Annotated in this window: 16 protein-coding genes and 1 pseudogene; 4 read left to right on the forward strand and 13 right to left on the reverse strand. The window is 32.5% G+C overall.

Annotation, left to right across the window (positions count from 1 at the left end; all coding sequences use genetic code 11):
* Positions 1–14 precede the first annotated feature (14 nt).
* Positions 15–1,598, forward strand: a complete 1,584-nt coding sequence (locus A6I66_RS15625; protein ID WP_084399727.1) for a sialate O-acetylesterase — start codon at positions 15–17, stop codon at positions 1,596–1,598.
* Between the two features lie 532 nt (positions 1,599–2,130).
* Here A6I66_RS15625 and A6I66_RS16690 read toward each other — a convergent pair.
* Positions 2,131–2,364, reverse strand: a complete 234-nt coding sequence (locus tag A6I66_RS16690; RefSeq protein WP_317047702.1) for an integrase core domain-containing protein — start codon at positions 2,362–2,364, stop codon at positions 2,131–2,133.
* A 1,831-nt stretch (positions 2,365–4,195) separates the two neighbouring features.
* Between A6I66_RS16690 and A6I66_RS15635 the strand changes: the two genes are divergently transcribed.
* Complete coding sequence (locus tag A6I66_RS15635) at positions 4,196–6,787, forward strand: metallophosphoesterase (RefSeq protein ID WP_157614257.1); 2,592 nt, start codon at positions 4,196–4,198, stop codon at positions 6,785–6,787.
* A gap of 7 nt (positions 6,788–6,794) precedes the next feature.
* Here A6I66_RS15635 and A6I66_RS15640 read toward each other — a convergent pair whose 3' ends face one another.
* Positions 6,795–7,856: a phosphatidylinositol-specific phospholipase C1-like protein gene (locus A6I66_RS15640; protein ID WP_067151586.1), complete on the reverse strand. Its 1,062-nt coding sequence runs from the start codon at positions 7,854–7,856 to the stop codon at positions 6,795–6,797.
* A gap of 381 nt (positions 7,857–8,237) precedes the next feature.
* Between A6I66_RS15640 and A6I66_RS15645 the strand changes: the two genes are divergently transcribed.
* Together A6I66_RS15645 and A6I66_RS15650 are read left to right on the forward strand one after the other, a co-directional pair.
* Positions 8,238–11,282, forward strand: coding sequence for a SusC/RagA family TonB-linked outer membrane protein (locus tag A6I66_RS15645; RefSeq protein WP_067151588.1), 3,045 nt, complete (start codon positions 8,238–8,240; stop codon positions 11,280–11,282).
* Positions 11,283–11,291: 9 nt separating this feature from the next.
* Entirely contained in the window at positions 11,292–13,052 is a 1,761-nt protein-coding gene (locus tag A6I66_RS15650; protein ID WP_245683469.1) for a RagB/SusD family nutrient uptake outer membrane protein, read from the forward strand.
* A 229-nt stretch (positions 13,053–13,281) separates the two neighbouring features.
* On the opposite strand, the gene A6I66_RS15655 is transcribed toward A6I66_RS15650, so the two are convergent.
* From A6I66_RS15655 to A6I66_RS16990, 11 genes and pseudogenes are all read right to left on the reverse strand, one after another.
* Positions 13,282–14,202: a helix-turn-helix domain-containing protein gene (locus A6I66_RS15655; protein WP_067151594.1), complete on the reverse strand. Its 921-nt coding sequence runs from the start codon at positions 14,200–14,202 to the stop codon at positions 13,282–13,284.
* A 9-nt stretch (positions 14,203–14,211) separates the two neighbouring features.
* The gene (locus A6I66_RS16985; RefSeq protein WP_067151597.1) at positions 14,212–14,562 is read right to left on the reverse strand and encodes a Rossmann-fold NAD(P)-binding domain-containing protein; all 351 of its coding nucleotides are present in this window, start codon (positions 14,560–14,562) and stop codon (positions 14,212–14,214) included.
* Positions 14,563–15,084: 522 nt separating this feature from the next.
* Positions 15,085–15,894, reverse strand: coding sequence for an SDR family oxidoreductase (locus A6I66_RS15665; RefSeq protein WP_067151600.1), 810 nt, complete (start codon positions 15,892–15,894; stop codon positions 15,085–15,087).
* Positions 15,895–15,977: 83 nt separating this feature from the next.
* Entirely contained in the window at positions 15,978–16,535 is a 558-nt protein-coding gene (locus A6I66_RS15670; protein ID WP_067151603.1) for a Crp/Fnr family transcriptional regulator, read from the reverse strand.
* Positions 16,536–16,599: 64 nt separating this feature from the next.
* A complete protein-coding gene (locus A6I66_RS15675; protein WP_067151606.1) occupies positions 16,600–17,520 on the reverse strand; it encodes a helix-turn-helix domain-containing protein in 921 nt (306 codons plus the stop codon).
* A gap of 9 nt (positions 17,521–17,529) precedes the next feature.
* Entirely contained in the window at positions 17,530–18,429 is a 900-nt protein-coding gene (locus tag A6I66_RS15680) for an NAD(P)H-binding protein (RefSeq protein WP_067151609.1), read from the reverse strand.
* A 173-nt stretch (positions 18,430–18,602) separates the two neighbouring features.
* Positions 18,603–19,514, reverse strand: a complete 912-nt coding sequence (locus A6I66_RS15685) for a helix-turn-helix domain-containing protein (protein WP_067151612.1) — start codon at positions 19,512–19,514, stop codon at positions 18,603–18,605.
* Position 19,515: 1 nt separating this feature from the next.
* Positions 19,516–20,355, reverse strand: a complete 840-nt coding sequence (locus A6I66_RS15690) for an SDR family NAD(P)-dependent oxidoreductase (protein ID WP_067151615.1) — start codon at positions 20,353–20,355, stop codon at positions 19,516–19,518.
* 198 nt (positions 20,356–20,553) lie between these two features.
* Positions 20,554–21,534: an alpha/beta fold hydrolase gene (locus A6I66_RS15695; RefSeq protein ID WP_084399729.1), complete on the reverse strand. Its 981-nt coding sequence runs from the start codon at positions 21,532–21,534 to the stop codon at positions 20,554–20,556.
* A 56-nt stretch (positions 21,535–21,590) separates the two neighbouring features.
* The gene (locus tag A6I66_RS15700) at positions 21,591–22,148 is read right to left on the reverse strand and encodes a TetR/AcrR family transcriptional regulator (RefSeq protein WP_067151618.1); all 558 of its coding nucleotides are present in this window, start codon (positions 22,146–22,148) and stop codon (positions 21,591–21,593) included.
* 145 nt (positions 22,149–22,293) lie between these two features.
* A pseudogene (locus tag A6I66_RS16990) lies at positions 22,294–22,461 on the reverse strand (RidA family protein); the annotation flags it as partial.
* Positions 22,462–22,530: the final 69 nt, after the last annotated feature.

Genomic DNA, 22,530 nt, shown 5'->3' on the forward strand with positions numbered 1-22,530 from the left:
TTTACTACAATACTATGAAGAAAATATTAGCAATAATAATAGTTACTGTTCAAATGTCTTATGCTCAAATAAGCATTGGAACAACAAATCCAGATCCATCTGCAGTTTTTGAGGTAAGTTCTTCAACAAAAGGTTTTCTTATTCCTAGAATGACTAAATCACAGATAAACAATATAAGTAATCCCGCAGAAGGTTTAATGGTATATTGTACAGATTGTAATCCTAAAGGGATTAATGTTTACATGGAAAATACTTTTATTGGTATTTCAGAAGAGCCTACCTTTGAAGTCACTAATTTTCCAATACAAGGAAAAATTTATAAAAGAGATAAAACAACTAATACTGCGCCTATAAATATTACAGGTAAAATACATTATAATTATGGTGCTAGTAGTGTTATCCTGGAAGTTTATAGAAATAATGTTCTTGAGTCCACTCAAACAGTAAACCTAAATGGCTTAGACCAAAATAATAAATATTCGTTTTTATTTGATACGATTATTGCAGCCGAATTAGCATCATACAAATTCGTGCTAAAGACAAATACAAATTTATTGCTAAGAGAAGCGTCTGATGTAATGGCTGGAGATATATATGTTGTAACAGGTCAATCTAATTCAATAGGTACAAAGTATAACCCTACTAGCAACTCAAATAATTACGTAAAAACCTTTGGTAGTCCAAACATTTTTACAAACAATTTAAATATTTTAAGCACAAAAGGTATTGGTGATATTGGATTTCATGTGGCAGACCGTATAGTTAATAACGAAGGTATACCTGTGCTAGTATTTAATGGTGGTAGAAGTGGTAGGCCTATTCAGTTTTTCCTAAGAAATGATGCCGATAAGTATGACTCCTCTACAAATTATGGTTTGCTATTAACGCGTTTTGTCAATGCAGGGTATAAGCCAACAGATGTTACGTCCTTTATTTGGTATCAAGGAGAATCGAATGGCACAGATACCACGCTATTGGAGTATAATAATTTTTTTAATCAACTGTATATCGATTGGGAAGAAGATTTTAACCCTGATCATTATTATGTAGTTCAAGTACATAAAGTTGGATGTGGAATAGATATAACATCACAAATACCAGAAGCTCATAGACAATTAGGATTGACTTATTCAGATATTACAGTAGTATCTAGTAATGGAGCATTACAAGGGTCAGACCAATGTCATTTTTATGGCACCGACGGTTATGAAACTATTGCTGAGCGCATTTATAACCTTATGGATTACAGATATTATAATGGTTTGAGTTCTGCTGGTATATACTCACCAGATATAACTAATGTTAGGTTTGGAAGTCTTGCAAAGGATACCATTAAATTTGACTTGTTACCAGCAACAGACATATATACTCTCGGAGGTAATATTAACGATGACTTTTTAATAGAGAACAGCAATGTAAAGGTTGCTAATGTTAGTATAAGTGGGAATGAAGTTACTTTAACGCTATCAGGTAGCGTTACAGCTACTAATCCTGAACTTACGTACCTGGGAGAGATATTGAGTGATACACTTTATATTTTTAATCAAAATAACATTGGGATGTTGAGCTTTAAAGGTGTTTCAATTATTGATTTTTAATTTTTAATCAACTGCTGTATATCTTAGGATAAGATCTTGGAATACAATACGTGTATGATTAGTCGCGTGATTTAGAACGGAAGTTAACAAATAAAAATTGGATAGAATATTCGTAAGCAGGCTCGAACTAGCCATTAATTATATACCTTGTGCCCATTGTACAAGTTAAGAGAAAAGCTTTAATGAGATTGTATAAAATGGCTGATTTCTTATGTTTATATATGCAGGGAAAGGATTTATCAAGAGAAGCTATTCGATCGTTTTAGGCTTAGCGACAGAGTACCAGAAGACAATTTCTACCGTTGACTCCACGCAGTCATAGACCTTAATTTTCTACACAAAACACCTCAAAGTTTCTATGGATCGAGTGGACAAAAGAGTATTGATTCTATTGTTTTTTTGCTTTGTTTGGTGGGATATTTAGAGAATATTACAAGCGATATTGCCCATTGAAGTATGCGCTTGGATATTTTGTATTTTTAAGGGTATGATATTGTCTCGCCCTAAATATGGCTACAGTTAAAAATTGAATTTAAGCAGCTAAATTATAAACCATATTTGGTGTTTTGAAGTCTAAAGGTAAGTGTAATCTTATTTCTTTATATAAATTAATTGCATTTTTTGTAGCGCTTCTAGCGTGCGCCATACTATCAAAGGTTTGATCTAGGCAAAACTCATTTTTGAGTATCCAGTTAACGCGTTCAGCCATAGCATTTTCGTGACAATTATTTTCTTCTGTCATACTAATACCTATTTTTTTAAGAATTTGTGTGTATACATTGCTGCAATATTATATTCCTCTGTCTGAGTGGTGTATGAGTCCTTTAGTATTTTTGGTTTGATAAAGCGCTTTATTAAGTGCTGTTACATATCCATTTAGTTCCAGGCTGTCACTGAGGTCATAAACGACGATTTTATGGGAATACATGCAGTTATAAGGGCTAGATAACAAAAGCCTTTTATAGTTCAGATGTAAGTTATATCGCTTACCATACCTTATTAGGTTTAGTGACTTCTAGGACTTTAATGATGTTTTTGTACTTGTAGAATCTATGCAAAGAATTGGTTGTTCTCGCGCTGTATTTCTTTCTAAAAATAAGCATATTGTGTTTTCTGAGAACATTAAACAAAGTATCTCTACCCATTTTAAGGTTAGATTTAATAAACTCATTATCTAAAGATTTTATGAGTTACGTACGTGTTCTCTGGGAAGAGATCTACGTCTTTTCTGTTCTAACATTAAACGTTCATCAGTTCTATTTTTACACTTATAATAGACATTACATTTTAGTCCAAAAAAATGAGTTATAGTCGTTAAAGAAGCAAGTCCTTAGACTTTTCTTTAGCTTTTTTTTAGTTCGGCTACAAATTTAGATCCTAACTGTTTAGTTGCTTGATTTCCTTCTGAAGCGCTTTAATACGTGTTATTTCGTCTTTGGTTTCCACTTTTATCGTAGTGTTCATAAGGTCTTTACGTTTGTACTTCCTAATCCATTCATTAATGGTTGTAGGTGCAATAACTTAGAGTTTACCGAGTTGATACTTGTTTAACTTTCCGGTGGTAAGTTTGTCTAAAATTTTTAATTTAAAGAGTTCTGAATACCGTCTAATTTCTTTGTCATTTTTGTACATAATGTTTAAAATTATGTAGCCTTTATTCAGGACGGGTCAGATGATGACACAACTGGATTGTATAAGATTAGTTACGTGTTTTAAGCACTAAATTTAGTAAATAAATCACAGATAGAAAGTCCGCAAGAATTTTCCTATGTAGTCTATAGCCAGTCAATTAATTTTATACGGTTTAGAAACAGTATTTTATATTTTCGGAATAATATATTGTATTAAACAATTCAATTCTATCTTTTGCTCGCGGCATAAATTATTATGCAATAGCAATTATAGTATTTTTCAGTTGGTCAACATAAATTATTCCCTCGATCTCCGATAGCAGCAAAGAAATTGTTGTCTCGGTTGTCAATTATCCACCATAAATATCCATATTCTCAATCATTCAATTGGCTATGTTTTTTTAGTACTTTCATTAATCCATTTGGATGAAATTATTTGAATATTATTCTATTTTCCTTTATTCAAAAATAGTTGACTTATTTTAACCATATCTCTGCTTTTTAAGGTTAAACCCCAACCTACTGTGTTTGCTCCTTTAGGGGCAATTACCCGACCATTTCCATATTTATCTTTTGGAAATGAGAAATGTTCTTCTTTCTTATGTATTCTCAAAATATCAGGAACTTTAAAATCTACCTTCAGTTTATTGTTCTGGGTAAATCTTACTAGGGAAAAAATAACTTGGTATCTAATTCAGATTCTAATAGTTAATCAAAGGCAAATAGGGTATGATATATTAATTTAATGTACTTTGGTTTTGTTTGTGCAAGATTTTTAATCCAAAAATAAAATAATCATCTTATTATCGGGTGAGATGGATAAAAGGTAGTTCTATATAATGCCAATCAATAATTATTATCCCAATTTTTAAACGTTTTTATAACTAATTGATAATATAGCACAGGTTACTAATTTAATTACTTATTATAATTTCGTCAATTAATTTTGTTTAAAAATAAATAGACATGTTTTCATTTCGATGGCTTTTTTACATCTTTTTTTCTGCTTCAATTTCTCTTTATTCTCAAAACGCTTATAAAATACATTCCCATAACGATTATACTCAACAATCACCATTTTGGAGAGCATATACAAGTGGCTTAGAGTCTATTGAAGTAGACGTGTTTTTGAAAAATGATATGCTATGTGTGGCGCATGAAGAATCTGAAATAAGCCTCCAAAACACATTAGAATCATTATATCTTGAACCTCTAAAAAAAATATCGACTACACCTTTAGCAGAAGCTCAAGAGGTTCAGCTTCTTATTGATATAAAATCTGAAGCATATGCTACGCTAAAAGCTATTGAAAAGGCTTTAAAAAAATATCCTGAGCTTATAATTAATAAAAAATTACATTTTGTAATATCTGGCAACAGACCTTCTGTAAAAGATTATAATAACTATCCTGATTATATTTTATTTGACTATCAAAGTCTAGAACCTATTCCAGATAAAAGTTTAAATAAAATAGCTTTAATAAGTTTAAGTTTTAAAACGTTTTCAAAATGGAAAGGAGCATATGCTTTAAATGACAATGAGTATAATCAAATAAAAAAAATTGTAGATGCAGCACGTGCTCAGGGAAAACCATTTCGGTTTTGGGGAGCACCAGATACGGAAATAGCTTGGCGAACTTTTAATAAAATGGGGGTCAGCTTTATAAATACAGATCATCCGTTATTATGTGCTAATTACCTAAACAAAGTTAATAATACAATTAAGGATATTAAAGTCGCTTTTGTATCTGATATCCATTTTCAAGATATATATGGACAGCTTTCAGATCACTCTTTCAAAGGTGTTTTTAATAATGAAACTAATATATACACACTGTTAAGAACTATGGATGCACAATTGCATTCCACCAGAATTTTTAATGAAAATTATTTTGCTCTATTTGCTGTTTTAGATGATATTGTGGAAAGAGGAATTAAGTATGTTGCTTTACCAGGCGATTATACTGATGATGGACAAACAATTCATTTAAGAGGACTGCAACGTATTTTAAAAGCATATGAAACGAAACATGGATTGCAATTTTTTATAACCACAGGAAATCATGATCCTGTGGGACCTTTTGCTCAAGACTCTGGAAAATCAGACTTCATGGGAGAAAACGGTCAGACTCAAGGCATTTATAGTTATAAAAGGACATCGGAGAAGAGTTCTAAAAAAGTACCAGATATACTATCAAAAGATTTAAAAAAAATGGGGTATGAAGGGGTATTCAACCATTTAAAATCGTTTGGGTTTTATCCTCAAGAGAACTATTTATACTGGGAGACACCTTTTTCTAAATACACGCCAGAGACTTATACTTACCAAAACGCTTTAGATGCAGCATTACTAGACCATAGATTGTATGATATGATGCCTGGTTGTACAATACCAGATGCAAGTTATCTTGTAGAGCCTGTACCAAATCTATGGCTTCTTGCTATAGATGCAAATGTATATTTACCTAAAGACTCTTTAACAGGAATGGCTATAGATCCAAAAAATTATAAGGGAGCTAGTATTGGGTATAATAATGTTTTAACACATAAAACACATCTATTAAAATGGATAAAATCAGTCTCAGAAGAAGCTGAACGTTTAAATAAAACTCTAATAACATTTAGTCATTATCCAATTATAGATTTTAATGACGATGCTTCAAAAAATATAGAGTCGTTTTTTGGCGATAAAAAATGGCAATTAGAACGCATCCCGGTAGAAAAAGTGGCACAGTCGTTTTCAGATGCAGGAATCACCATACATGTAGCGGGACATATGCATATAAATGATACTGGTGTTAGAACGTTTGAGGATGGAAAATCAATTGTTAATATTCAAACACCATCTATAGCAGCTTATATTCCTGGTTATAAAATTTTAAATATAAAGAGTGATAAAACTGTAGAGGTCACTACAATTGCTATTGATAGTGTGCCAAAGTTTAATGACCTCTTTTCGCTCTATGAAAAAGAATATAATTATTTAAAACAAAATGAACTTCCGTTATGGAATCATGATATTTTAAATAGTAAATCTTATCATGACTTTACTATGTTTCATTTAAAAGAGCTGGTTCGTTTACGTTTTCTTGAAGACGATTGGGAACCTAATTTTAAGGATGTAATGCTAAACCTTTCTGGAGAAGATTTACTTATAATACCTTTTTTAAATACGAGTTTAGATTTAAAGAGGCTTACTCAGCACAAAGAGTTATATAAAACAAATTGGGAGTCTGCAAAAGTTAAAGCAGAATTGGCTTTACAAGACACCGCCTTTAAATTAGATGATTTTAAAGGTTGGAGTGGACTAGATATAATCTTTGATTTTTACAGAATTAGAAATGCCGATGTATTAGCTATTTCAGATATAGGTGAGAAACAAATAGCTATTTATAAATGGTTATTTTATGTTACAGATTTTTATATGAAAAGCAATAGTGATTTAAATCGAACTAAACTATTAGAGTTTTATAATATATTTTCTAAGTTTTTAAATGGTGCTCCAGCAGATCATTTTAGTATTGATTATAAAACAGGTAGAATACAACCTCTTGATTGATTAATCTCTAATTTCCTGTTACAGGATTCTCTCTAATGTATGTGTAATTTTTAAACGAGATGTGGTAGTCACTTTTAAATAACTTACTCGGTAAATAATAATCTGTAGTAATAATTTGTGCGCCAGAAAGCTTGGCCATGTTAAAATGCGAATAATCATTTGCACGGGCTTCTTTTGTTCCTGCATCTGCACGCGTTCTTACAATATATCCTTTAGAAACTAACGTTTTAATGGAATTATCTTCTGGGTTGTTTCTAAATAAAGTTGCGGCTTCAGGTGTTCCAGGAACAGCATTAACAAACATCACGCGGTTTTTTAGAGCAGCATGATTTTCTATATATAAATCTCTTTTACGGCCAGAGTCGTCTAGAATAAAAAGAAATTTACCTCTAGCGGCTTTTAATTCTGGCCAATTGTTATGTAACACAGCAGCCTCTAATGTTGCATAATTACCTCTTACAACATCGGGAGTAATTAATTTGTTTATACCTAAACCTTTAATTAAAGCGATATCTAATTCGTTAAAGAGTTGTTTAGAAAATAGTTCTGGCATGGTGCCAAATACATTTTCTTTTCCATCTTTAGCTTCTAAAGTTATAAATATAGGGTCGTGGTTTGGATTTAAATCAGACCACTTTTTTATATCATTTAAGCAGCTTTGTAATGTGTAATAATGCGTTCTAAAATCTATATCTAAAATGTGTAAGATTTTAAAACCAGGTTGTAACATTTCGTTCATAGGGTCATAACTTTCATCTATGTCTGCTAATTCTAAACCTTTCGGATTTGCATACGAACCACCTTTAGAATCTGCAAATACATCAATTTCAAGATTTCTTAATCCCATATTTAATTGTTCAACTATAGGTATATGTTCATACTGTAAAGTTTGTATACTACGAGTAGTATCTTTTTTTTCTAAAACCTCATACAGTTTAGGTTCTATCTCTTTTTTATAACTGTTATGAGAACCTATAACTTGAATTTGATTAATTCTATAATTATCGTACTGTGCACCTACGTCATAACATAATAAACAATGTAAACATATTGACAAAAAATATCTCATAATAAAATAAGTGTTAGTCAACTAAAGTACATATTTAAGATTAAGTTAATGTTAGCTAATCAAAAACAATATGTAATACCTCTTGTTATTCCAGTTCAAAAATAACTCAAGTCAAAACACTGTATAACAAAGTGTTATCTATTTTTTGAATTGCGTTTTACTCATAGTTAATTTAACACTATCATAAAGATTAGCTAAAATTAGATCCCTCAAAATTCCATTATTTTGCTTCTTAAATTTTTTATTAAAACAAAACAATCTAATTAATTTCTAAATCTTTATAGTATATGAATTAACAAAAACTAAAAACATAAAAAAACCGCAGTTGCTACGAACAACTACGGCCAAATCATTAAGCATTGTAACACAAATAACTTAAAAATGTTCAATAAATATAACTTTTTTTTATTAAAAAATATAATTTTTTTAATATTATTAGTAGTTAGTCAGATAGGGTATTCTAGCAACTACGAATCAAAAAAAATAGTACAATCGAATAATAATACTCAAAAAACAATTAAAGGTAAGATTGTAGACGACACAGGTATACCCTTATATGGAGCTTCCATTTTATTAAAAGGTACAATCCAAGGTGCTTCTACAGATTTTGATGGGAAATTTTCTATTGAAGCAAAAATAGGACAAACACTTCAAATATCTTATATGGGGTATGAAACTAAAGAAGTGGTTATAGATTCTGAATTTTTAACCATTACATTAAATCTTTCAAATGCTGTATTAAACGAAGTTTTATTAGTTGGTTACGGCAAACAAAAAAAATCAGATTTAACAGGAGCTGTCGCTCAGCTTTCTTCTAAAGATTTCAAAGAAGGTGTAAATATTTCGCCAGACAACTTAATTCAAGGTAAAGTTTCAGGTGTACGTGTAATTCAGTCTAGTGGAGAGCCTGGAGCAGGAGTAGATGTCTCTATTCGAGGTGTTGGATCTATTAGAAGCGGAAGTACGCCTTTATTTGTGGTAGACGGCGTGCCATTAAGTAACTCTAGTGTGAGTTCTGAAAGTCCAGACTTTGGTTTGGGGAATTCTAGTGCAAAGAACCCGTTAAACTTCTTAAATACTAGTGATATTGCGTCAATTACAGTATTAAAAGATGCTTCTGCTGCTGCTATCTATGGAGCTAGAGGGTCTAATGGTGTTGTTATAATAACGACTAAACAAGGAAAAACAGGTGATGCTACTATTACTGTAGATTCATATTTAAGTGTGGCGTCTGTTATTAAGAAAATAAATGTTTTATCAGCCGATGAATATCGTAGTGCAATCAATGATACTGCCTATGATCATGGAGGAAATACAGATTGGCAAGATCAATTATTTAGAGATGGCGTAACACAAAACAACAACTTTTCTTTCTCTAAAAAGACAGAAAGTGGAAATTACTATACATCACTTTCTCTAATGGATCAAGATGGTATTGTTCAAAGTAGTACGTTTAAAAGAGCTACAGCACGTTTAAATGCAGAAGAGTCTTTCTTCGATGATAAACGTTTAAAGGTAAAAGTAAACTTAACGGCAAGTCAAATCAATGAAACTGGAGTTCCTAATGGTGCAGATGCTGGATCAGATGGACAGTTAATTATTCATGCTTTAATGGCTAATCCTACACAACCTGTTTTTGATGAGAATGGAGAATATACAAACTTCAATCTAAATCAAAACTATAACCCAATGTACTTATTAGATATTTACGACGATCACACAAGTACGTTAAGAGTTTTAGGTAATGTTGAAGCTTCATTTAGAATTATAGATGGGTTAAATTACAAATTTAATTATGGTGTAGATCGTTCTGTTTCAGAAAGAAACTCTACTATTTATCCAAACGTAACAGATAGAACCCCAGAAGGAGCATATGTGCAAAATAATTTAGATTCAGAAAATACTTTAATGGAACATTACTTAACGTATAATTTCGATTTTAATAAAAATAATTTCGAAGTATTAGGTGGGTTTTCTTATCAAAAATTTAATTTCTCTGGAACTAATTTTTCTTTAACAGGAATAGATGAAAAAGGTACAGGTGTTGCACCTGAATATGATCCTGGTTATTCTGGTACCCAAAACGGTGTTGGTGGTTATGCTCAGGAAAATGAGTTACAGTCATACTTCGGAAGATTAAATTATAATTATAATAATAAATATTTAGTTACGGCCTCGTTACGTGCTGATGGTTCTACACGTTTTGGAGAGAATAATAAATACGGTTATTTCCCATCTTTTGCTTTAGGTTGGAACTTAGATCAAGAAGAATTTTTAAGTAATATAGATGATTTAAATGCTCTAAAATTAAGACTTAGTTGGGGAGAAACAGGAAACCAAGAGGTCCAGAATAAAATTACTCAAGCCAGTTACTCACAATCTGCTTCAGGTGGTTATTATTTATACGACAATTATAATTTAATTAATGGTATTGTTGTTAATAGAACTGCTAATCCAGATTTAAAATGGGAAGTTGTAACGCAGTTAAACATAGGAGCAGATTTTAGCTTCTGGAATAATAGACTTTATGGCTCTTTAGATTATTATAATAAAACAACTACAGATGCTATATTAAATATTCCAGCAGAACCATTAAGCCCGACAACTACGGTGTGGAAAAATATTGATGGAGAAATTGTAAATAAAGGATTCGAATTTAGTTTAGGTACACAACTTGTTAGTACAGATAATTTTTCATGGTCTTTAGATGTTAATGGGGCAACATTAGATAATGAAGTAACAAATTTGCCTGTTTCTGAATTATATTCAGGAAGTGTAGCAGGTCCAGGTTTATCGGGAGTAGCAGCAAATATCTACAAAAGTGGTTATGAGGCCGGGTCGTTTTTTATGTTAAAACATTTAGGCTTCGACGAAAATGGCGTTGATGTTTTTGAAGATATTAATAATGATGATATTATTAATAGTGACGATCGTCAGATTTTTGAAGGTGCCTTACCAAATTTTACTTACGGGATTAATACAAACCTTTCTTATAAGCGTTGGGATTTAAGCTTAGCATTTATAGGACAAACTGGAGGGCTATTAGTGAACAATACTAATTTAGCTTTAAATATTAATAACATAGTTTCAGATAGAAACGTATTATCTGAATTTTATTATGATGGTGCCAGTTATACAAATACTCCTCAACTGTCTACTTTATATCTTGAAAAATCTAATTTTTTCAGGTTAAATAATGCGCGTATTGGTTATTCTTTAGATGTTGAAAAACTAAATTTAAATTGGTTAAAAGGACTTAATTTTTATGTAAGCGGCCAAAACTTGTTCACCATTACTAATTATTCAGGTTACGACCCATTGGTTAACAGTCCGCGTGCTACAAATGGAAATCAATCTATTGGTATAGACTATACAACTTACCCATCTTCTAAAACTTATATGTTAGGAGCTACATTAAAATTATAATTTATGAAAATGTCAAATATAATATCAAGAACAACTCTTATCTTTTTCCTAAGTGTATTCGTTTTTAGTTGTACAGATTTAGAAGAAGATGTAATAGATGAAGTTATTGGAGGAGAAACCTCTAATCCAGAAAGTGCAATGGCTGCTGCCTATGGACAGCTAGCAGAAGGTACATTTACAGATCACGGTAGTGTATTTGGGCTGCAAGAGTACCCAACAGATGAGTGTATGTTGCCTACGCGTGGTAGCGACTGGGGAGACGGAGGTAAATGGAGAGCTTTAACAGAGTTTACTTGGGGAACCAATAATGCTGCGGTTTCTACAGCTTGGAATAATCTTACAAGCGGTATTACTAAAACCTTAACAGCTATAGTGTCTTTACAAGAAAATCCGGATTACGAAAATCACGATTTATTTATAGCTGAAGCTAGAGGTTTATTAGTGCTTTATGTGTATACCACTTTAGATTTGTTTAATCAAGCACCTTATAGGGATGTGTTTTCAGAAGATAAATCTTTAGTTTTTCTTCAAGCAGAATCTGCTATAGACGACTTAATTATTGAAGTTGAATCAATTATTCCTAACCTTGTAAACTTGGGGGAACAACAAACAAATAATGGTCGATTTACCAAACAAGCTGCATATGCGTTACTTGCAGATATGTATTTAAATAGAGCTGTTTTTAAAGACCGTTATAATGAGACTTCTAGTTTTAACTTTATGGCCTCTGCTGTGGATAACGATGGAACAGATATGGATAAAGTGATTTATTACACGTCTTTATTAATTAACGGAAACTTTAGTTTAGAAAGTAACTACTTTGATAATTTCGCAATTGATAATACACACGGATCTGAAATAATTTTTGCAGTTATACAAGAAAACGATAATATAAGACGTAGTGATAACGATTTTGCATATATGTCTACTGCTAGAGCTCAGAAACAAACTCCAGACAACAGAGGAACAAATGGCTCTTGTGTAGAACCAGAATTTTATTATACATGGGAAGGAAATCATGACGATCCTAGATTTCATAGATACTATCAGTATTCTGATGGGACATGGTTTATGAATGATGGTACTACAGAAAGTTTGCCAGCTGAAGACACAAGACCGGATACTGGTAAATATCTAGTTCACTTTAATAGAGGGCTTCAAGTAGGACAACAATATGGACCAACACTTAGTGGCGATGGTGAATTTGATATGACTGAAGATGGGAGAATTGCAATTAGTAAACTTTACATGGAAAAGAATACAACTATTCCTATGGATTTTACACCTGAAATGGATTTTAATAATCCTTTAGAAGCTGTATTATCTCAAGATCAAATTAACCGAGGTGTGCGTAATTTTAAATGGGAATTCGATCCAGAAAATGGAAATGGTAATAGTGCCGTTGATGTTCCGTTATTTCGTTTAGGAGGAATGTATGCAATGCGAGCAGAAGCTTATTACCGTAAAGGATCAACGGCTCTTGCTTTAGCAGATGTTAACATACTTAGAACAAGCAGAACACGCGAAGCTTTATTTGATAATGCTCCAGGAACTGCAATAGCTTCTATAGACGAAGAAATTTTATATAATGAAATTGGTTTCGAAATGTACTGGGAAATGTATCGTAGAAAACAAATGATTCGTTTTAATACTTACGATAGAGCTTATACAGCCAAAGCTTTAACAGAGCCGTATTTAAGAGTATTTGCCATTCCTCAATCTACTATAGATGTTACAGAAGGTATCACTCAGAATTTTGGATATAATTAATGCTATAAAATTTTTTGTAGTCCTCTAAATTAACGTTATACTTTATTTTAAGGATTAAAAGAATAAATTAAACCTGAACAATATTTATTGCTCAGGTTTTTTACTTTACACAATATGTGAATTGTAAATCGTGCCTATGATTTTATAAAATCAGGTGCAACTAACAGTACTTTAATATTTGTATTTTGAAAAAGTATATTATACTGATTTTGCTTCTTTGTTCTTTGGTTTAGTTGAATGACCGTCTATATTCTAGAGGCGAAAAGCTTGTTTTTGTTTTGAATAGTTTACTGAACGATTGTGAATGTTCAAAGCCTAATGTATACGCAATTTCACTTACTGATAAGTTGGTGTTTGATAATTTCTCTTTTGCTTTCTCAATCAATTTCTCGTGTATATGTTGTTGTGTGCTTTGCCCTGTCAAGGTCTTTAACAAACCACTAAGATAGTTAGGCGATACATTTAGTTCTTTAGCAATATTTTGAACTGTAGGTAATCCACTTTCTACCAAACTGTCCTGATCGAAATATTCTTTAAGTATTTCTTCCAGACGATTTAATATTTTATGGTTGAATATTTTTCTGGTGATAAACTGACGGTGATAAAATCTGTCTGAATAATTTAATAACACTTCTATTTGGGAAATGATGAGGGGCTGACTAAACTTATCAATATTGGAAACATATTCCTGTTTTATGCTTTGAAAAATATTGATAACTGTGGTCTCCTCTTTATTTGATAGATGTAGCGCTTCATTGGCTGAATAACTAAAGAATTCATATTTTATTATGGTTTTTATCAATGGACTCTGCCATAAAAAATCAGGATGAATGAGCAGCATCCATCCCGAAAGTTTATAATCTCCCTGAGTTTCGACTGAAAAAACTTGTTTGGGAGCAATGAAAAACATAATACCTTCATCAAAATCGTAGGTTTGTTGACCATATTTGTATTTTACCGTAGGATCAATGTTTCTTTTTAACGCAATAGAGTAAAAGTCAAATGTCCAACTAGTTTGCTCATCAGTTCGAAGATTCCTTATGTCATCCAAATTTATTACACTCATCAATGGGTGTTCTGGTTTAGGTAAACCTCGGAATCGATGGTATTCGCTAATTGTTTTGAAATGGTAAGGCGGTGTGTTTTTCATAATCTATGGCTAGAGCTTATTATATGCTTCAGTAAAATCTTGAGCAAAATCTTTCATTTTTACAGTGCCCATCTTTTTGGGTTTATGTTGGTTATAATGTTCGTACAATAAACCACTGTTTATAACTGCATACATTTCTGCCATACCCTCCGCAATGGCAGGTTGCAAACCCACAGCTTTCAGGCCTTCTTTCAGCTGTTCATCTGTTAAAGTTACCCATTTCAAATCTGGATTCCCTATTGCTTCACCTAATATTTTTGCCAATTCATTGTAAGTAAGCTCATCACTTGCCACATAACTTACTTTTTGGCCGGCAAGTGGTGAGGTAATTTCTTCGGCAATAGCGCTAGCAATATCCATAGGAGATACCCAAGCATTTATAATAAGCTATCAAATCAAGATTATGGTCAAAATAGTTTGCCGGTGGCACCATACAAAAAACAGCATCAGCACCTGTAAGCTTTACTGCTTATCACCGTTACCGAATGTCCTTTTTGTACTAACTCCTACGTTAGCGGTCTACCTATGTGGCCTAATGAACCTGCAAGTGTAATTTTCATCTTTTCTGTTTTTAAGTGCTTTGCAAAATTGCTCAACAAAATTCTGCAGAAACAGAAGGATATCTGTAGCCTAATATATAATTCTTGTAGGCTAATGTAAGGTCTATGATTTTCCTTGTTCGGTGTTTTTTCGTGCCACGTATCATCCTGATTAACGTTCAATATAAGAAAGGTAAAGGCGATGAAAAATGCTTACGTTTCTATTTATGTTCGAGCTATAAATTTAGATTTATTTGAATTTGTTAATATTCACAAACTTTTGTGTTTAGTACAAAAAAGACTATGTTTTACACTTTGTTGGCAGCTGCATTTTTTCAGTAGATTATTCATGTACAAAAAATCGTTTGTTCATTATGTTCATTACTTTTTCTATTCCTTCTTTTTTCAACCATTCATATTCCGTTGTCGAAAGATTACCTGCGGTATAATGTAATTGTTTTTTATTATCTGTACTTGCTTCGTAAACAATGTTAGCGATTTCTTCAGGCAAGTCTCGTTTTTTTGAAGAATCCGCTTTCATAGCTGTAATGTATTTTTTGAAAATAGCTTGGTAATCTTGATGAGAAACCATTTGTGCATTATTTCCAAAATTGGTTTGCATATAAGCAGGAACTACTGTTTTTATATTGATACCAAATTCATTTAATTCATAGCTCATTCCTTCTGTCCACGTTTCCAATGCTGATTTTGTTGCTGCATAAACAGCTACAAAAGGATAAGGAATATTAGCAGTTGAAGATGTAACAGTAATGATTGTACCACTTTTTCTAGCTCTGAAGTATGGAAGGAATGATTTAGTAACGAGTATTGTTCCTAAGAGATTAGTGTTGATTTGTTGTTTTAATTGCTCGTCAGTAGTTCCCTCAAAAGCTCCCATAAGCCCATATGCTGCATTATTGAATAATACATCTACGGAACTAATTTTTTCTACTTCTGAAGCTACTTGAGCAATTTGTTTGGTATTGTTGATATCCAACTTCAAAAGATGAATGTTTGGCAACTCAGTAAGTTCAGTTTCTTTTTCGGGATTACGCATTGTAGCAATTACAGTCCAACTATTTGCCGCAAATAATTTGGCAGTTGCTTTTCCTAATCCTGATGATGCACCTGTAATAAAAATTGTTTTGTCCATTTTCTTTGTTTTTTAATATAACTTGATGGTACAAAAGTGCAATGATTAAAAATGAACTGGTTTACCATATGGTAAAAAGCAACTTAGCGAATATTTTTTCTTATTCTACTCAACGATTGTTGTGTGATGCCCAAATATGACGCGATGAATGACAATGGAATACGGTTGACAAGTGTTGGATATTTTTCCATAAATTCCAAATAGCGTGTAGTAGCATCTTGTGAAACTAACGGACTTACACGTTCCAGTTTTTGCGCAAGTGATTTATTCGTAATCTTTTGAATAATATTTTCCCAATCAATTATAGTATCTGAAATTTCTTTCCAATCAGAATTGGAAAATACAAGTAATTTACAATCTGTTGCAGCTTGTATGTATTCCGTTGAAGGTACGTTTTTTAAGTTGAAAAGTAAGTGCTTTTCTTCAATGAAAATTTTAGTGATTTCTTCTCCTTTTTTGTTGTAATAACAAATGCGAAAAATACCATCAATAATAAACCCGACTTGTTTTAAAACTTTACCCGCTTCTACAAAGTAGTCATCTTTGCTAAGCTCAATTTCCGTTCCTTTTCTTGTTATCAGGTCAATTTGCTGTCTATTCAAATTACCATATTGTAATATGTATTCTATAAATTCTTTCATTATTGAAAAGTAAGCTATTGCTGTTTTACGTCATTTACCATTTGGTAAAAAATATTTTTAGCTGTCAGTTATACGAATGTCTATACTTCAAAGGAGACATTTCGGTTTTCTTTTTAAAAAGTCGGTGGAACGACTGAGGTTGTTCAAAACCAAGTTCATACGCAATTTCACTTACTGACAAATTGGTATTTGATAACTTTTCTTTTGCTTTCTCAATCAGTTTTTCGTGGATATGTTGTTGTGTGCTTTGCCCCGTCAAGGTCTTTAGCAAACCACTAAGATAGTTAGGCGATACCTTTAGTTCTTTAGCAATACTTTGAACTGTAGGTAGTCCACATTCTATCAAACTATCTTGATTGAAATATTCTTTAAGTGTTTCTTCCAGACGATTTAATATGGTATGGTTGTATATTTTTCTGGTTATAAATTGCCGATGATAAAATCTGTCTGAATAATTTAATAACACTTCTATTTGGGAAATAATGAGGGGCTGACTAAACTTATCAATATTGGAATCATATTCCTGTTTTATGCTTTGGAAAATATTGAGAATTGTGGTCTCCTCTTTATCTGAAAGATGTAGCGCTTCATTGGCCGAATAACTAAAGAATTCGTATTGTTTAATAGTTTTTGTCAATGGATTTTGCCATAAAAAATCGGGATGAATGAGCAGCATCCATCCCGAAAGTTTGTAATCGCCTTCTGTTTCAACTGAAAAAACCTGTTTGGGAGCAATGAAAAACATAATGCCTTCATCAAAATCGTAGGTTTGCTGACCATATTTGTATTTTACCGTAGCATCAATATTTCTTTTTAATGCAATAGAGTAAAAGTCAAATATCCAACTGCTTTGTCTGTCAGTGGGAAGATTCCTTATTTCATCCAAATTTATAACACTCATCAACGGGTGCTCTGGTTTAGGTAAACCTCGAAATCGATGGTACTCGCTAATTGTTTTGAAATGGTGAGGCGGTGTATTTTTCATAATCTATGGCTACAGTTTATTATACGCTTCAGCAAAGTCTTTAGCAAAATCCTTCATTTTCACCTTGCCTATCTTTTTGGGTTTATGTTGGTTGTAATGTTCGTACAATAAACCACTGTTTATAGCTGCATACATTTCTGTCATACCCTCTGAAATGGCTGGTTGCATGCCGGCAGCTTTTAGGCCTTCAGTCAGTTGTTCATCTGTTAAAGTTACCCATTTTAAGTGTGGATTTCCAATCGATTCACCTAAGATTTTTACCAATTCATTGTAAGTAATCTCATCACTTGCCACATACTGTACTTTTTGGCTAGCATGTTTTGAAGTAATCTCTTCTGCAATTACGCTAGCAATATCGGTGGGAGATACCCAAGCATTTACAATTTCACCTTTAATATTAGAAGCTATAAAACCATTTTCCTTGGCAGAATAAACCTGTGGCAGCAAATTATAATAAAATTCGGTAGGACGAATGTGGGTAATAGCAACATCAGAAGGTAATGCATTGAGTATACTTTCCACATAAAAAGTACCCTGAAGTATGCCGTTACCTTCCTTCATATGAGCTCCGATACTACTTAGATTAACAACCTTTTTCACTCCACTTTGTGCAATGGCTTGTGCGTAGTTACTCCCTAGGTTTTTATAATAGGCTAGCAAATCAAGATTATGGTCAAAATAGTTTGCCGGTGGTACCATACAAAATACAGCATCAGCACCTGTAAATGTTGATGTAATAAAATCAACATCATCTAAAGAGCCAATAGCTGCTGTAGCTCCTATAACTTCAATGTCTTTTTGCCTTTCGGCATTACTGCTTATTACCGTTACGGAATGTCCTTTTTGCGCTAACTCCTGCGTTAGCGGTCTTCCTACGTGCCCTAAGGAACCTGCAAGTGTAATTTTCATCTTTTCTGTTTTTATGTGTATTGCAAAATCGCTTAACAAAATTGCACAGAAACAGAAGGGTGTTTGTAGCCAAATATATGATTCTTGTAGGCTAATGTAAGGTCTATTCTTTTTCTTTCATTTATTAACTAAACCCGCTGTTTTTTAAATCCGTTGCAAGCAGTAGAAATTTTTCAATTAAATGATGCCCTGAATTGCAAGGGTGTTTGTTGTGTGTTTTTTTTAAACATAGTACTGAATGATTGTGGGTATTCAAACCCTAAATCATAAGCAATTTCCTTTATGCTAAGATTAGTTGTGGAAAGTAGTTCTTTGGCTCTTCTAACTATGGATTCTTGAATATGGGTTTGTGCATTTCTGCCGGTAGCATTTTTCAGTAAATCACTAAAATAATTAGGAGAGATATTGAGTTTTTCTGCAAAATAGTTGACCGTTGGAATACCCGATAATGTAGCATCACTTTTTAAGTACACATCCATTAATTCTTCCATTTTTATGACAATATCATTATTCACAGAACTTCGTGTCAAAAACTGCCTATTGTGAAAACGCTTTGCGTAATTCAGAAGCAAGTCAATATGCGACACTATTAAATCTTGACTGTAATGGTCAATGTTATTTTTTAGTTCATCTTGCATTTGATTCATTAGGGACATAATGATATGGTCTTCTTTTTCAGAAAGGTGAAGCGCTTCTGCGGTGGAATAGGAGAAAAATCCATAACTACCAATGTGTTTGCCCAATTCATAATGCCGTATTAGGTCAGATTTAAAAACCATCATATATCCTGACATAGGGTCATCTGCAAGATTTGTAACAGAAAAGATTTGACCTGGCTTGGTAAAACTCATTACGCCTTCATCAAAATCATAATGCCCTTGTCCGTACCGAAACTTACCTGAAGCCTCTTTTTTAATCGCTACGCAATAGAAATCATAATAAAAGCTGCTCCAAATTTCATTGGAATCGAATTTCAAATGCTCAAAATCAATCACGCTTATTAAAGGATGAATTGGTTTTGGCAAATTGAACAATTTATGAAGTTCAGATATGGATTCAATTTTATATGGAGCAGCTTTTTTCATATTATTTTTCTTGAAAATCAGTAGATAAAGATAAGGATTTCCATTGTTCCATTTCTTCCTTTTCGTTTTTGCGAACTTGTAAAATGGTATTGTAACTATCAGAACCTAAAGGAAGATGCAGGGGAGGATTCGGCACTTCTGCAAGTTTACACACTACGGCTGCTAATTTTTTAGGATTTCCTAATTGCTTACCATCAAACCCTGTAAATTGTGCTACCTGTTTATCTAAATTATAGGCATCAATTTTATGTTGCGCCACATTGAGTGTGTCCTCATTCATAAAATTTGTACGAAATGTTCCTGGCGCAAGGATAGTTACTTTTATGCCAAAAGGAGCGACTTCCTGAGCCAGCGCTTCTGATAAACCTATAACCGCATATTTTGAAGCGCTATAGCTACCGTTAGCAGGATAACTCATATAACCCATCATAGATGCGATATTAATTATATGCCCCGATTTTTGATTGCGTAGGTGCGGCAAAACATTTCTGATGATGTGGGTCATTGCAAAGACATTAACATCCATTGTTTTTCTAAACTCGGCATCACTTAGTTCTTCGATATTACCCAATAGGTTATACCCTGCATTATTAACCACAACATCTATTTGTCCAAATTCATCTATGCTTTTTGAAATAGCATTTTTAACCTCTTTTTCATTGGTGATGTCTAGCTTTATGGGGAGCAAATTCCCTTCGTATTCTTCAAATTTTTCTATAAGCGCTTCCGTATTTCGCGAAGTTGCAATGACCTTATCTCCATTAGCTAAAGCTGCTTTTGTAATCTCAAGCCCCATACCTTTAGAGGCTCCTGTAATAAACCAAACTTTCTGTGTATTCATAATTTTTTGTTTTATACAAAGCTATCAGATACTTAGATGAATAAAGTTTTCAAATCACGGAGAGATGTATTTAAATTCAGGATTTTAAGAATTATATTTTAAAGCCAAACGGTCTCGAATAATGGGCAGTTACGAGGTTATATATCTTGATTTTCAGTTTAGAACAAACTATTAAGTTTAAATCTTGTCAGCCAATTGCTATTTCAAGTATTTCAGCATAAATACTCTCATTTTTTCAATGATTTTTTCCCCATCTTCTTCTAAAGCAAAATGTCCTGTATCATAAATATTATAGTCTATAGTTTTTACATCTTTTTTAAATGCCTGGGCACCTTGTTCTGGAAAATATTCGTCATTTTTTCCCCATACAATAAGCATTGGAGGTTGATGCTCTCTTAAATACTTTTGCCATAAGGGATATTGCTTAATATTCTCTTGGTAATCATACCATAAATCTAAATTAACTTTATGAGCATTGGGTCTAGACATTCTAAGATAATCTAAATGCCAAGTATCAGGATTTACAGTTTCTGGATTTCTTGTTCCGTGGGTATATTGCCATTTTAAACCATCTAATGTAAAGGCTGGTAACAGTGCATTTTCTGTTGTTTCATTTCTATCGGCCCAGAAATTTCTAATGAGTTCCCAGCCTTTTCCAAGTCCCTCCTCATAGGCATTACCATTTTGAGTGATAATAGCCGTAACCCGTTCAGGGTGTTTAACAGCAATTCTAAATCCAATGGGAGCACCGTAATCCTGCATCATAATGGCATAGGTCTTTAATCCCTTTTTTTCTAAAAAGGAATCCATTGTTTTAGCGATATTCTCAAAAGTGTATTCATACACGTTTGGAGCAGGGAAATCACTGTTTCCATAACCAGGATAATCTGGTGCAATTAAATAATAGTCGTCTGATAACGTATTGAGCACTTTTCGATATTGGTGTGAAGATGCCGGATAGCCATGCAGTAAAACCAAAGCAGGATTTTCTGGGTTTCCGGCTTCTCGGTATGCTATATCTATACCATCAACTTCCATTGTTTTGAATTTTGTCGCTTTCATAAAAGATGTATTTTGAGATTTTACGGTGGATTGAGCTATAATGCTTTCTTTTTCAGATTCTTGACATCCGATAAGAAACAGTACTGCCCCTAATACAGTAGTAATAATTTTTTTCATTTATAGTAGTTTTTATATATTACCGAACATTCGGTATATTATTATGAGAAATTTTTTTAGTTATATCTATCTTTTATTTGTTTTAATGTGTTTTCAAAAACGGTAGTATCTTGCAAACCTTTACTTACCAAAAGACTACCTTGTATATCAATCAATGTTTGCAAAGCCTTTTCTTCTGCTAAGTGTTCTGATAAATTAATTGATAAGCCAAAATGCTTAAATGCCTTTAGCCATTCATTCATACCATTAGTAATACTTTGACCGAATAAATCCATTCCATTTTGCGTAGATAAAACTTTAAATAAGCAAGAGTCTAGCCCACCATTATAGAGTTCCCGTATTTGAAAGAGTGCATTTTTTAATCTATCCTCAGCAGGATCTCCTTCCTTATTAAGTACGTTGAATATGTTATCAGCCACCCATTTTCCGATATGAATAAGAACAGATTCGGCCATTTCCTTTTTACCATTGGGAAATCTATGATAAAGACTTGCTTTTTTTAAGCCCGTTATATTAGATAAATCACTGAGACTAGTGCCTTCATACCCTTGTGTCCTAAAAATTTTTGATAAGGAAATTATTAACTCGTCGTCGTTTACTTTTTGTGGTCTCATAAAACAAAGATACAAGTAATTTTTTAGTTACCGAATGATTGGTAAATAAGTTTTGAGATATTACAGCTTATTGATTATGAATGGCAAATGAAAAGTATAGAATTAATCTGCTATTTTTTATTTTAAACATTATAATTTTCATTAACTATTTTACAACGGTAACTTCTAATTCAACTTTTAAGGTTTCATAAAGACCCTTTACTTCTAATACAGTACTTGCTTGTTTTATGTTGTGCTTAACTACCCAATTTTGGAAAACATCAAAACATGAAAAAAACTCTTCTGTTGAAGTAGTATAAATATTTAATCTAACTGTAGCCTTCCCTAAAAATGTAGCCTATCCCATTTGTAGCCTATCCCATTTTGTAGCCTTCCCTAAAAA

It is taken from the genome of Pseudotamlana agarivorans (assembly GCF_001642835.1).
GTDB lineage: Bacteria > Bacteroidota > Bacteroidia > Flavobacteriales > Flavobacteriaceae > Pseudotamlana > Pseudotamlana agarivorans.

Bases quoted from the DNA above. Each gene is read 5' to 3' on its own strand.
- A6I66_RS15625 (WP_084399727.1), top strand. From the start codon at position 15: ATGAAGAAAATATTAGCAATAATAATAGTTACTGTTCAAATGTCTTAT.
- A6I66_RS15635 (WP_157614257.1), top strand. From the start codon at position 4,196: ATGTTTTCATTTCGATGGCTTTTTTACATCTTTTTTTCTGCTTCAATT.
- A6I66_RS15640 (WP_067151586.1), bottom strand. From the start codon at position 7,856: ATGAGATATTTTTTGTCAATATGTTTACATTGTTTATTATGTTATGAC.
- A6I66_RS15645 (WP_067151588.1), top strand. From the start codon at position 8,238: ATGTTCAATAAATATAACTTTTTTTTATTAAAAAATATAATTTTTTTA.
- A6I66_RS15650 (WP_245683469.1), top strand. From the start codon at position 11,292: ATGTCAAATATAATATCAAGAACAACTCTTATCTTTTTCCTAAGTGTA.
- A6I66_RS15655 (WP_067151594.1), bottom strand. From the start codon at position 14,202: ATGAAAAACACACCGCCTTACCATTTCAAAACAATTAGCGAATACCAT.
- A6I66_RS16985 (WP_067151597.1), bottom strand. From the start codon at position 14,562: ATGGATATTGCTAGCGCTATTGCCGAAGAAATTACCTCACCACTTGCC.
- A6I66_RS15665 (WP_067151600.1), bottom strand. From the start codon at position 15,894: ATGGACAAAACAATTTTTATTACAGGTGCATCATCAGGATTAGGAAAA.
- A6I66_RS15670 (WP_067151603.1), bottom strand. From the start codon at position 16,535: ATGAAAGAATTTATAGAATACATATTACAATATGGTAATTTGAATAGA.
- A6I66_RS15675 (WP_067151606.1), bottom strand. From the start codon at position 17,520: ATGAAAAATACACCGCCTCACCATTTCAAAACAATTAGCGAGTACCAT.
- A6I66_RS15680 (WP_067151609.1), bottom strand. From the start codon at position 18,429: ATGAAAATTACACTTGCAGGTTCCTTAGGGCACGTAGGAAGACCGCTA.
- A6I66_RS15685 (WP_067151612.1), bottom strand. From the start codon at position 19,514: ATGAAAAAAGCTGCTCCATATAAAATTGAATCCATATCTGAACTTCAT.
- A6I66_RS15690 (WP_067151615.1), bottom strand. From the start codon at position 20,355: ATGAATACACAGAAAGTTTGGTTTATTACAGGAGCCTCTAAAGGTATG.
- A6I66_RS15695 (WP_084399729.1), bottom strand. From the start codon at position 21,534: ATGAAAAAAATTATTACTACTGTATTAGGGGCAGTACTGTTTCTTATC.
- A6I66_RS15700 (WP_067151618.1), bottom strand. From the start codon at position 22,148: ATGAGACCACAAAAAGTAAACGACGACGAGTTAATAATTTCCTTATCA.